The organism is Sphingomonas sp. IC-56, from assembly GCF_021043375.1.
Lineage (GTDB): Bacteria > Pseudomonadota > Alphaproteobacteria > Sphingomonadales > Sphingomonadaceae > Sphingomonas.
In genome coordinates, this window is sequence record NZ_JAJNDV010000009.1 from 37830 (window position 1) to 50876 (window position 13047).

At 65.7% G+C, this 13047-nt stretch carries 7 protein-coding genes; 5 read left to right on the top strand and 2 right to left on the bottom strand.

Annotated elements, in window-relative coordinates; translation table 11 throughout:
* Positions 1-5: 5 nt before the first annotated feature.
* Both LQ953_RS12645 and LQ953_RS12650 read right to left on the bottom strand, forming a co-directional pair.
* On the bottom strand, positions 6-3245 hold the full coding sequence (locus LQ953_RS12645) for a TonB-dependent receptor (RefSeq protein WP_231031264.1): 3240 nt from the start codon (positions 3243-3245) through the stop codon (positions 6-8).
* Between the two features lie 123 nt (positions 3246-3368).
* On the bottom strand, positions 3369-5495 hold the full coding sequence (locus tag LQ953_RS12650) for an alpha-glucuronidase family glycosyl hydrolase (protein ID WP_231031265.1): 2127 nt from the start codon (positions 5493-5495) through the stop codon (positions 3369-3371).
* Between the two features lie 128 nt (positions 5496-5623).
* Between LQ953_RS12650 and LQ953_RS12655 the strand changes: the two genes are divergently transcribed.
* From LQ953_RS12655 to mazG, 5 genes are all read left to right on the top strand, one after another.
* Positions 5624-8026 carry a glycoside hydrolase family 3 N-terminal domain-containing protein gene (locus LQ953_RS12655; RefSeq protein WP_231031266.1) on the top strand — a complete coding sequence of 801 codons (2403 nt, stop codon included), beginning with the start codon at positions 5624-5626 and terminating at the stop codon, positions 8024-8026.
* Positions 8026-9237, top strand: a complete 1212-nt coding sequence (gene manD / locus LQ953_RS12660) for a D-mannonate dehydratase ManD (RefSeq protein WP_231031267.1) — start codon at positions 8026-8028, stop codon at positions 9235-9237. The genes LQ953_RS12655 and manD overlap by 1 nt, the downstream gene beginning before the upstream one ends.
* Positions 9238-9351: 114 nt before the next feature.
* On the top strand, positions 9352-10440 hold the full coding sequence (locus LQ953_RS12665) for a glycoside hydrolase family 43 protein (protein ID WP_231031268.1): 1089 nt from the start codon (positions 9352-9354) through the stop codon (positions 10438-10440).
* Between the two features lie 183 nt (positions 10441-10623).
* On the top strand, positions 10624-12273 hold the full coding sequence (locus tag LQ953_RS12670; protein ID WP_231031269.1) for a glycoside hydrolase family 43 protein: 1650 nt from the start codon (positions 10624-10626) through the stop codon (positions 12271-12273).
* Positions 12274-12295: 22 nt separating this feature from the next.
* On the top strand, positions 12296-13045 hold the full coding sequence (gene mazG / locus LQ953_RS12675) for a nucleoside triphosphate pyrophosphohydrolase (RefSeq protein ID WP_231031270.1): 750 nt from the start codon (positions 12296-12298) through the stop codon (positions 13043-13045).
* The last annotated feature ends 2 nt before the right edge of the window (positions 13046-13047 follow it).

Sequence of the window (13047 nt, forward strand, 5' to 3'; positions counted from 1 at the left end):
GGACGTCAGAACCGGCCGCGAATACCGACCAGCACGGTGCGACCCGGATTGTAGGAGTTGAAGGTGGCGTTCTCGAACTGGAAGTAGCTGCTCTGCGCTGTCTTCGTGATGTTAATCACGTTGAGGACCAGGGTTGGCAGATAGTCCTTGCCGAACACCTTGCTGAGATCGAGATTGCCCGAGAAGTCGAGCTGCCCGTAGTCGCGGCCGTAATAAGCGGCGAGCGGGATCCCGTTCTCACCCGGATTCACGCCCTGCGATCCTTCGTTGAAGGTATAGGTCAGGCGTGCCGAAAGGCCGTTGCCTTCATAATAGCCGGTGAGGGTGTAGGTGGTTGGGGCAACGCCGAGCGCGATCGCGGGTGCGCCGGCACCCTGCCCCTTCTGATCGATCAGCGTCAGGTTGCCCTGCACGCCGAAGCCCGTCACGCCGACATAGTTGGTCAGGAAGTCGAGCGGCTGGGTGACCTGGAATTCCAGGCCGTTGACGATCAGCTTGCCGTCCGAATTCACCTGCTGCTGCAGGTCGATCAGAACGTCACGCAGCGGCTGGCCCGGCTGAGCGCGGGCCGAGAGCGCGTCGCGCTGCGCCTGGGTGAGCGATTCCACGGTGATGCCGAAGGGCTCGAGGGTGGAAAGCGGCACGGTGCGGGTGCCGTTCACCGTGAACCCGGTGATCGACTTGCGGAACGCGGCGACCGCGATCACCCCTTCCCCACCAGTGTAATATTCGAAGCCCAGATCGATGTTGGTCGAGATGTAGGGATCGAGTTCCTGATTGCCGATCGTGCCGATGTCGGCCGAGGGCGCGACGAAGCTGGCACCCGGCAGCAACGCGTTGGGGTTGGGGCGCGTCAGCGTCCGCGAGAGCGAGCCGCGGGCAACCGCCTTGCCCGCGAAGTCGAAGGCTAAGCTCGCCGAGGGCAGGAAGTTGGAATACACCGAGCGCGAGTTCGGGAAGATGATCGTGTTGGGGTAGCGGCTGCCATCGGGCCGCTGCGCGCCTGCAGGAAGCGTGTTGCGCGCATCGGGAACGCTGATCCGGCCGCCGACGATCTGTTCGGTCCGGACATAGCGCAGGCCGCCATTGAGGCGCAGCGTGTTCTCGCCGATATCGAAGATGCCGTTGGCCTCGGCAAAGGTGCCGGTCACCTTTTCGCGGATCAGACCGCCATTGGCGCTGCTTGCCGACTGGCCGGTTTCCTGCGCCTGCCCCAGCAGCGTGTCGTAGTTGGTGGCGGTGCGGAACCGGTCCCAATCGACAGTGATGAAGCCGTTGTCGCCGGGCTGGAGGAAGCCGGGGACGGCAGCGGTGGGGATCACCGAACCGGCATAAGTGATCGGCGCCCCACCGGCAGTGAAGCCGGTGCCATAGCCCGGGAAAGCGGGGAAGCCGGCCGCGAATGGCGTGCCCGGGACCTGCGTTCCCGGCTGGTTCAGGCCGGTGCAGGGTGTGGTCGCAGTGTTGGGCGAGGGTAACGTTACACTGGGACCGTTGCCGCAGATCGCGTTCTGCCACGGATTGGTGTTGTCGAACGGGGTGATGCGGCGACGCGTGTCGTCATAGGCACCGCCCACCCGGACGCTGAAGCGCTTTTCATCGCCGAACAACAGGCTGCCGCGAATACCCTTGGTTTCGGTCTCGCGCTCTTCACCGTTCAGGTTGACGCGGCCACCACCATTCCAGCCGAAATTGGCCGGGTTGTTGAGGTCGAGGCTGGACTCGATGAGCGGAATGCCGCCGTTGTTGGTGTAGTTGACCGTCGCACCGCTGTTTGGCGGCGTGATCACCAGCACCGTCGGGCTTTCACGGCGGAACTTGCTCTTGGTGTAGTTGGCTTGAAGGTCGCCCTTCACATAGTCGTTGATCTCGAACTCGATGCCCGGGTTCACACCCCAATAATCCTGGGCGTCCTTGAACGGCCGATATTCGAGGAAGAACTGCGAATTGGCGTAGGTGCCGCTGGTGACGACACAGCCCGTGGTGCAATCCGAGCGGTCATAGGTGGTGTTGAGCGGAATGGCGCCGCCATTGCGAACCGCCCAGTTCATCGAGGTGCGGGTGAATTCGGTATCCCGCTTGCCGTACATGCCATCCAGATAGAAGTGGAAGGAGTCGCTCGGGCGCCATTCCAGCGAGGCCAGCCCGTTGTAGCGCTCGCGCGAGCCGACCTCGGTGCGCGGACGGCCCAGGCGCGGCAGCAGGCCGTTGTCGATCTGGGTGATGTTCGCGCCCGGATTGCGGGCCAGCAGGAAGGCCTGATCGATCGGCGTCCCGGTGACGAGGCCGTTGCCGGCGCCGACCGGCACAGTGGCCGGAATGGTGAAGTTGCCGCCGCCGGTGGTGTTGCGCGTGGCACCGGTATTCTGCGTCGCGCTCAGGTTCGGGTTGGTCCAGCCGATGGTTTCAAAGCCGTCGACGCGGAACTCGTTTTTGACGGCGGCGCCGCCGACCAGGATCCCGAAGTCGCCGAAGGTCGCGCTGGCGACGATGTGGCCGCGATAGCCCCATTTGTCGGCCGCGCTGACCTTGGAGCCCTGAAGCCCATAGCTGATATAGGGCTTGGGATTGTCGAACGGGCGCGCCGAGCGAAGGTTGACGGTACCGGCGGCGCCGCCTTCGACCTGGCTGGCGACAGGCGACTTGCTGACCGTCAGCTGTGTGAACAGCTCGGTCGGCAGCAGATCGAGATCGACTTCGCGATTGGTACCCTGTGCGTCGAAACGGACCGAGGCGACCGCGACCGGTGCGCCGTTCAGCAGCACGCGCGTGAAGTTGGTGCCGAGGCCACGGATCGCGACGTTGGCGCCCTCACCCGTCACTTCGCGGCTGATGGTCACGCCGGGGATGCGGTTGACCGATTCAGCGATGTTGATGTCGGGGAACTTGCCGATATCCTCGGCAAAGATCGTGTCGGTGAAGCCGATCGAATTGCGTTTGGCGTTGGTCTGGCTCTGCAGCGAAGCGCGGTAGCCGGTGACGACGATGTCTTCATTGCCGGTAGCCGACGGGTCGGCAGGCTGCGCCTGGGCGCCGGCGTCATCGATCTGGGTCGGGGCGGTCTGCCCCGCCCCGGTGTCCTGCGGCGAGGGTTCGTTGGCGCTGCTGCTCGAGGAGGCAGTGGGTGCATTGTCGGCCGAGCCCTGGGCCTGGGCAAAGGCAGGCCAGGCGGCGGTGGTCAGCAGCATGGTGGTAACAAGCGCCAGCGGACGGCGCACGGCTAACGGGGTAGCGCGAACAGTCATAACATCCTCCCGACCGCATCAACGCTGCACGCCGGCTTCAGCCGGTCATGGTAGCGGTCACATCAAAGGCGTAAGACCGGCGCCGCGCCACTGTCAACGGCTAACCGGGGCACCCCCGACCATTTAGTTTCCCGGCGCGAAGGGGAAGCTTTGCGCTTTGTACCAGTCAAGCGGGTGCGCGGGCTCGGCGACGCCCGCGGGAAGCGGGCGGCCGCTGATCGAGCGGAAATAGGCGATGCTGGCGTCGCGCCACCACTGCGCCTCGCGCTGCTGGACGGCAAGGAAGCTGGCGGTGTGCTCCCAGCGCTCGGCGTCGACATAGGGGCGCAGCGCATCCCATTGCCGCCGCATCGTTGCCACGCCGGCGACGCCCCGGTCGTAGCGCCGCACCAGCGTGTCCCACAGCGTGCTGCCATCGGCCATGCGGCGATCCCACGAGACATGGTGGAACCACAGCAGCAGGTCCTCGCCGGTCTTGTCCGGATCGGCGAAGCGGCGTGCGACGGGCGGGGCATATTGCGCCACGGCGTTGCTGCCGGTGCGGGTGCGATCGAAGCCGATCCCCTTGGCGTCGGCGCGGTGGTAATAGGTCGGGTTCCATTCGGGGCGGGCAAGGTCCGACACCCAAGGGCCGGGGCCGTAATGGTGTCCGGTCGCCATCAGATGCGCGAGGCCGAGCGGAGTCATGTAGTCGACTGCCGCCTGGCGCGACGCCATCATCATCTGGACGGTGGGCTGGACGAAGGCGGGATCGGGGGTGAAGGTGAGGCCTGCCCATTCGCCGGCGACCGCGCGCGGATCCGCATTCGGGTTCCAGGCCAGTCGGCCAAAGGCGTACCAGTTCGCCTGGTCGAACACCGAGCCCGACCAGTTGCGGTCGCTGCCGATATTGGCGACGCCAGCGATGCCCGACATGCGGTGATTGTCCAGCGAGCCGTCGATGACCTTGGCGACGCTCGAGCCGCGGCCCTTGGCGAAGGTGTCGGCCTCCAGCGTCTCTGCAAACAGGCCGCCGAGATAAACGAGGTGCGTGGAGAAGCCGAGATACTCCTTGGTGATCTGGAATTCGACCATCATCGGCGTCTTGGGCATGGCGCCGAACAGCGGATGGAAAGGCTCGCGCGGCTGGAAGTCGATGGCGCCGTTCTTCACCTGGACCAGGACATTGTCGGCGAACTTGCCGTCGACCGGCTTGAACTCGGTATAGGCCTGCTTGGCGCGATCCTCGGGATCGGTTTCGGCATAGACAAAGGCGCGCCACATGACGATGCCGCCATGCGGGGCGACGGCGGCGGCGAGCGCGTTGGCGCCGTCCGCATGGGTGCGGTGATAGTCGCGGGGGCCAGGCTGACCCTCGCTGTTGGCCTTGACCAGGAAGCCGCCGAAATCGGGGATGGTGCGGTAGATCTCGTCCGCCTTTGCCTTCCACCAGGCGCGCACGGCGGGGTCGAGCGGGTCGGCGGTCTTGAGCCCACCAAGCTCGATCGGCGCGGAGAAGCGGGCCGACAGATAGACCTTGATGCCATAGGGGCGCAGCGTGTCGGCGACGGCGGCAGCCTTGGCGATGTAGGGCGCGGTCAGGCTCTCGGCCTTGGCGTTGACGTTGTTGAGCACCGTGCCGTTGATGCCGAGCGAGGCGTTGGCGCGGGCATAGTCGATGTAGCGCGGGTCCTTTGCGTCGGGCAGACGCCACCAGTCCCAGATAGACTGGCCGGAATAGCCGCGCTCGACGCTGCGATCGAGATTGTCCCAGTGGTTGAGGATCCGCAGCTTGACCTTGGGCCGGTCCGTGATGTCGAGGCCGGCGAGCGGCTGGCCGAGTTGCATGCGGCGGATCAGGGCATAGGCGCCGTATAGGACGCCGGCGGGACGGTTGGCGGCGATCACCGTCACGGGCTTGCCGCCCACGGTGACGCTGCGCAGGAGATAGCCCTCCTCCCCCAACCCGCTCAGCGGCAGGCGTTGGGCGGCGATCTGCGGCGCACTGGCGGTGCCGAGAAGGATCGCCCCCTGCCCGCTGCCGGCCTGGCCGCCGCGGTATCCTGCCAAGGCGCGCTCGAGCTCCTGGGCGGCGGCGCGGATGGTGGGATCCTGCTCCCCGGCGAGCACTGCCGCGGGAAGCGCTGCCGATTGCGCTGCAGGCAGCGGACGATAGCGAAGCCAGAGGTCATAGCCGTCCTCGGCCAATGCGGGAGGTGCGGTCAGCGCCACGGAAAATAGCGCAGCCATCAGGGCGATCAGTCGGCGCATTGCCTCTCCTCTTGCCGCTGCTCTGCCGGCGCGGCTTGACAATCAGGGGCTGGGTAGCATGGTAGCGTTATCAGCGACAAGGCGGCACGAGCCGCCGTTCGGGCGCCAAGGCTCAGGAGAGGATATTGATGGACTTGCACGATCTTTCGGGGCTGCGTTCCAGCCGCCGTGCCCTGCTGGGCTGGCTCGGTTCGGCTTCGGTGCTGGCGCTGCATCCCGGCACCGCCTCGGCGGCAGCGGGACCGGTCTACAAGGACCCGCGCGCGCCCGTCGATCTGCGCGTGCGTGACTTGCTGGGCCGGATGACGCTGGAGGAAAAGGTCGGGCAGATCATTTCGCTATGGGCCACCAAGTCGGAGATCATGGTCGAGGGCGGGCTCGAGTTCGATCCTGCAAAGGCCAGCGCGAACTACCCCAACAGCTTCGGACAGGTTACCCGCCCGTCGGACCGGCGCGGCGGGCCGCAGGTGGCGGCGGTCGCCGGCGGAACCGGCGCGCGCTGGCGCGGTGCCGCCTCCACCATCGCCTTCGTCAATGCAGTGCAGCGCTGGGCGACGCAGAAGACGCGGCTGGGCATTCCGGTGATCTTCCATGAGGAGTCGCTGCACGGCTATATGGCGCCGGACGCGACGATGTTCCCGCAGGCGATCGGCATGGCCGGAAGCTTCGACCGCGAGCTGATGCACGATGTGCAGGCGGTGATCGGACGCGAAGTGCGCGCGCATGGCAGCCATCTGGCGCTGTCGCCGGTGGTGGACATTGCCCGCGACCCGCGCTGGGGGCGCATCGAGGAAACCTTTGGCGAAGACCCCTATGTCTGCGGCGAAATGGGCGTGGCAGCGGTGCGCGGGCTTCAGGGCGATGGCGCGGTGCTGGGCCCGGACAAGGTACTCGCGACGCTGAAGCACATGACCGGACACGGGCAGCCGCAGGCGGGCAACAATATCGGACCGGCGCCGATCGCCGAGCGCGAACTGCGCTCGCACTTCTTTCCGCCGTTCCGCGCGGTCGTGGAGCGTACGGGCATCGCCGCGGTGATGCCGTCGTACAACGAGCTGGATGGTGTGCCGAGCCATGGCAACAAATGGCTGCTGACCAACGTGCTGCGGGGCGAGTGGAACTTCCAGGGAGCGATCGTCAGCGATTATGGGGCGGTCGAGGAGCTTGCCACCATTCACCATGTCACTGCGGATCGCGAGGAAAGCGCGCGTGCCGCGCTGGCGGCTGGTGTCGACAGTGAGCTGCCCGACGGGCTGGGTTTCCGCACCCTGGTAGCGCAGGTGCGCGACGGACGGGTGGCGCAGGCGGCGGTGGACGCTGCGTGCGGGCGCATGCTGGCGCTCAAGTTCCGCGCCGGGCTGTTCGAAAACCCCTATGCCGATGCCCGCGTCGCGTCGCGGCTGACCGGCAATGCCGAGGCGCGCGCACTGGCGCTGAAGGCGGCGCACCGTTCGCTGTGCCTGTTAACCAACGACGGCACCCTCCCCTTGTCCCCCGGCGCACACAAGCGCGTCGCAGTGATCGGGCCGAACGCCGCGGTCGCACGGCTGGGGGGCTATTCGGGTCAGCCCAAGGTGGCGGTGTCGCTGCTCGACGGCGTGCGGGCCAAGCTGCGCGGGCGGGCCGAAGTCCTGCATGCGCAGGGTGTGTTCATCACGCGATCAGAGGATCGCTCCGTCGACCTAGTCGAGCTTGCCGATGCGGCTGAGAACCGGCGCCTGATCGCACAGGCCGTCGAGGTTGCGCGCGGCGCCGATCTGGTGATCCTGGCCATCGGCGATACCGAGCAGACCAGCCGTGAGGGCTTTGCCGCCAACCATCTTGGCGATCGCACCAGCCTGGACCTGGTCGGCGAGCAGAACGAGTTGTTCGACGCGCTGCATGCGCTCGGCAAGCCGGTCGTGGTGTGCGCGATCAACGGGCGGCCGCCGAGCTGGCCCAATGTGGTTGCCAAGGCCAATGCCGTGCTCGGCTGCTGGTATCCGGGGCAAGAAGGCGGAACCGCAATGGCGGACGCGCTGTGGGGCGACATGAATCCCGGCGCCAAGCTGCCGGTGACGGTTGCGCGCAACGCCGGCCAGCTGCCGCTTTACTATGACTCCAAGCCGAGCGTCGGGCGCGGCTATCTGTTCGATACGACCAGCCCGCTGTTTCCGTTTGGCCATGGTCTGAGCTACACGCGCTTCGAGATGAGCGCGCCAGTGCTGTCGCAGCCGCGGATCGGCCGCGCCGGATCTGTCGATGTGTCGGTGACCGTGCGTAATGTCGGGCAGCGAGCCGGTGATGAAGTGGTGCAGCTGTACGTGCGCGATGAAGTCGCGAGCGTCACCCAGCCGCTGAAGAAGCTGGTCGAGTTCCAGCGCGTGACGCTGGCGCCCGGTGAGAGCCGCACGGTCAAGATGACGCTCGACCGCCGCGCCTTTGCGCTGTGGAACCGGCAGCTGGAGGAAGTGGTCGAACCCGGCCGCTTCACGATCATGGCAGGGCCGAACTCGGTCGACCTCAAGTCCGTGGCGCTGGAGATCGCCTGATGCCCCGGATCACTGCCGCCCGGGTCATCGTCACCTGTCCCGGGCGCAACTTCGTCACGTTGAAGATCGAAACGGACGAGGGGATCTATGGCCTGGGCGACGCGACGCTCAATGGACGGGAGCTGGCGGTTGCCAGCTACCTGGCCGATCACGTCGTCCCTTGCCTGATCGGGCGCGACGCGCATCGGATCGAGGACGTCTGGCAGTATCTCTACAAGGGCGCCTATTGGCGGCGGGGACCCGTGACCATGGCGGCGATCGCCGCGGTCGATACCGCCTTGTGGGACATCAAGGGCAAGATCGCCGGCCTGCCGGTCTATCAGTTGCTGGGTGGCGCCAGCCGTGACGGGTGCATGGTCTATGGCCATGCCAATGGCCGCGACATCGAGGAAACGCTGGACGACGCCCGGCGCCATGTGGAGCAGGGCTACAAGGCGGTTCGCCTGCAATCCGGCGTTCCCGGGCTCGCCGCCACTTATGGCGTTGCCAAGCATGGCAAGCGCTATGAGCCTGCCGACGCGGACTTGCCGACCGAGAGCCTGTGGTCGACGTCGAAATATTTGCGTTCAGCCCCTGCCCTGTTCGAAGCAGGACGCGAGGCGCTGGGCTGGGATGTGCATCTGCTCCATGATGTGCACCACCGGCTGACCCCGATCGAGGCGGCGCGGCTGGGCAAGGACCTGGAGCCGTACCGGCTGTTCTGGATTGAGGATGCGACCCCTGCCGAGAACCAAGCCAATTTCCGCCTGATCCGCCAGCACACCACCACGCCGCTGGCCGTGGGCGAGATCTTCAATTCGGTGTGGGACGCCAAGCAACTGATCGAGGAACAGCTGATCGACTATATCCGCGCCACCGTGGTGCATGCCGGTGGGATCACGCACCTCAATCGGCTGGCGAGCTTCGCCGCGATGCATAATGTTCGCACCGGCTGCCACGGCGCAACCGACCTTTCGCCGGTTTGCATGGCCGCGGCGCTGCATTTCGGGCTGTCGGTGCCGAACTTTAGCATCCAGGAACTGATGCCGCATACCGCCGAGACCGATGCGGTGTTTCCGCACGCGTACCGCTTTGCCGACGGGCTGATGCACCCGGGCGATGCGCCCGGCTTGGGCGTCGACATCGACGAGGCGCTTGCCGCCAAGTACGAGTATAAGCGCGCCTATCTGCCGGTGAATCGGCTGGAAGACGGCACTGTCTGGGACTGGTGACGCGGGACACCGGCAATTGCTTGCCGCGACCGAATTGCGCGTTATGGTAGCGCTACCCAAGACATTGCGCAGGCGACGCCAGACCGCCGCGCACTAGGAGTAAGGAACAACATCATGCCTCGTTTCAGCGCCATCGCCGCGATCACTCTTTCGCTGATCGGCGGTACCGCCGTGGTCGCGCAGACTGCGCGCCAGGATGGCGATGCTACCCCGCCGCCGAACGCGCGCTACCTGTCGCAGCCGCTGACGCGCGAGATCTTCACCGCTGACCCTTCGGCGCATGTCTTCAACGGCCGCATCTACATCTATGCCAGCCACGACATCGAATCCGGGGTGCCCAACGACGATCTCGGCACGCAATATGCGATGCGCGATTATCGCGTGCTGTCGATGGATCGGCCCGGCGGCAAGGTCACCGTGCACCCCGTCGCGCTGGACTTGAAGGACGTGCGCTGGGCCGGCAAGCAGATGTGGGCGCCCGACGCTGCGTATAAGAACGGCACCTACTTCCTGTACTTCCCGGCCAAGGACAAGCAGGGCATTTTCCGCATCGGGGTCGCAACGTCGAAGTCGCCGACGGGCCCGTTCAAGGCCGATCCGGAGCCGATGCGCGGCACCTATTCGATGGACCCGCACGTCTTCACCGACACTGACGGCACCAGCTATCTGTACGTCGGCGGCATCTGGGGCGGCCAGCTCCAGAACTGGGCGACCGGCACCTACAACCCCGACGCCGGCGTCACCGACCTGAAGCAGGACGACAAGCCTGCGCTGATGCCCAAGGTCGCGCGGCTGGATGCCAGCATGAAGCAGATTGCCGAGCCGCTGCAGGACGTCCAGATCCTCGACGAACAGGGCAAGCCGGTCCTCGGCGGCGACCATGACCGTCGCTTCTTCGAGGCCGCCTGGACTTTCAAGCGCGGTGACACCTACTACTTCACCTATTCCACCGGCGACACGCACAAGATCGCCTACGCGACCGGCAAGTCGCCGCGCGGGCCGTTCACCTATCGCGGCGTGGTGCTGAACCCGGTGCAGGGCTGGACCAACCATCATTCGGCGACGCAGGTCGGCGGCAAGTGGTACGTGTTCTACCACGACACGCAGATCTCGGGTAAGAACCACCTGCGCAACGTGAAGATGGCGCCGCTGACGTTCAACGCAGACGGCACGATCCAGACGATCGATCCGTTCGTTCGCTGATTGGGAAGGCTGGGGCGGCGCTTGCCGTCGCCCTCGTCACGAGTACGGCACGACGCGCAACGTAGGCCACCAGAACGTCATGTGCGGCAGGATCCGGCAGATTCAGCGGGTCAGGCTGTACCGCTGCGGCTGATCCGCGGCGGCGCAGTAGCGCGGCGAGCCGGGTAAACGGGAGAAGAATCTATGCGTCGCTTGCTCATACTAGGGGCCGCGCTGACCAGCGCTACGACCGCCGCGGCGACCGACCTGCCGCGCTTCAGCAACTTCACTTATGAAGGGCGAACCCAGGAGCAAGCGCGTGCGTTACCCGGCGAGTATCTGAACCCGATCCTGTCGGGCTATTATCCCGATCCTTCGGTGACGCGGGTCGGCGATGAGTATTATCTCGCCCTCTCCTCCTTTGCGCACTTTCCCGGGCTGCCGATCTTCCGGTCCAAGGACCTGGTGAACTGGACGCAGATCGGCAATGCCATCGACCGGCCTGGGCAGCTGGATTTTACGGGGATGGGCACGTCCCGCGCGGTTTTCGCGCCCGATATCTCCTTTCATGCCGGCACGTTCTACATCGCAGGGACGTGCGTCGATTGCGGCGGCAATTTCGTCATCACGGCGAAGGATGCGGCGGGGCCCTGGTCCGATCCCATATGGCTGCCATTCGAAGGCATTGACCCGTCCATCTATTGGGAGGGCGATCGCGCCTATATCGTCAACAATCGTGCGCCGGCAGAACCGCCGCGCTATGAGGGACACCGCGCCATCTGGCTGCAGGAGTTCGACTGGCGCGCGGGCAAGATGGTTGGCGAGAGCGTGCAGCTGGTCAATGGCGGCGTGGACATCACCAAGCAGCCGGTCTGGATCGAAGGGCCGCACATCCTGCGCCGCGAGGGCTGGTACTATCTGACTGCGGCCGAGGGCGGGACGAGCGTCAACCATTCGCAGGTCGTGCTGCGCTCAAAGGCGCTGCGTGGACCGTATCGGCCTTTCGCGGGCAATCCGATCCTGACGCAGCGCGACCTGGATCCCGCACGCCCGCATCCGGTGACGTCCACCGGCCATGCCAAGCTGGTGCAGACACAGCGTGGAGACTGGTGGGCGACGTTCCTTGGTGTCCGGCCCTATGAAAGCGACTATTACAATATCGGCCGCGAAACCTTCCTGCTGCCCGTCACCTGGAAGGACGGCTGGCCGATCATCCTGCCCAAGGACAAGCCAGTGCCGTTCACCGCGCCCAGGCCGAACCTGCCGCGCCAGCCGCAAGCGGCGACGCCGACCAGCGGCGACTTCTCCTATGTCGACGAGTTCGACGGCAAGAAGCTCGGTCTCGCCTGGATCGGCATACGCACGCCCAAAGCGCCGCTGTATCAGCTTCGTGCCGGCGAGCTGGTCCTCAATTCCGGTACCCGGCTGGGGGATCTGTCGGGTGCGCCGGGTTATGTCGCGCGGCGGCTTCAGCACCATGTCGCGACGGTAGCCACGACCGTGCGCTTCTCACCGGATAAGGATGGAGAGCGCGCTGGCCTCGCGGCGGTGCAGAGCGACCGCAACCACCTGTTCTTCGGGGTCACGCGCCTTGGCGGGCGGACTTCGATCGCCCTCTACACGAGCGATGACGGCAAGGAGCAACTGGTCGCCTCCACACCAGTGGCGAGCGGCACGCCGGTGACGTTGACGATCCATGCGGACGCAGGAACGATGCGCGTCCAGTACAAGGTGGGCGGCGAGACCAAGACGCTTGCGAGCGACGTGGATACCCGCTTCCTCAGCACCAAGGTAGCAGGCGGCTTTGTCGGAACGCTGATTGGTCCCTATAGCTGGGTAGCGCCTTCCTCGTAACGCTCAACCAGGTCCCCACTATATGGCATTCACCAACATCGAGCGCCTTGCCGCCATCATGGCTCGCCTGCGCGATCCAGAGCATGGCTGCGAGTGGGACTCGGTTCAGACCTTCGCCACGATCGCGCCGTTCACGATTGAAGAAGCCTATGAAGTGGCCGACGCGATCGAGCGTGACGACATGGCGGAGTTGAAGGACGAACTGGGTGACCTGCTGCTCCAGGTGGTGTTCCACAGCCGCATGGCCGAGGAAGCAGGACACTTCACCCTGGAAGACGTGGCGCAGTCGATCAGTGACAAGATGGAGCGCCGCCACCCGCACATCTTCGGCGATGAGGCCGAGGGCGGGCATTACCGCTGGGAGCAGATCAAGGCCGAAGAACGTGCGGCAAAAGGCTCAACCAGCGCACTGGACGGTGTCGCGATCGGCCTGCCCGCCCTGCTCCGCGCCGAGAAGATCCAGAAGCGTGCCGCGCGAACCGGGTTCGACTGGCCCGACCCGACCGGCGCCCGGGCAAAGATCGAGGAGGAAATCGCCGAAGTGGAAGGCGCGTCGGAGGACACTCGCGAAGAGGAAATCGGCGACCTGCTGTTTTCGGTCGTGAACTGGGCCCGCAAGTTCGGCATCGATCCCGAAGCCGCGCTGCGCCGTGCCAATGGCAAGTTCGAGACGCGCTTCAAGGCGATGGAGGCCGAGGCCGGCGACGCATTCGCAGGGCTCGACCTGGAGGCGAAGGAAGCACTCTGGCAGCGGGCGAAAACCCGATCCTGATG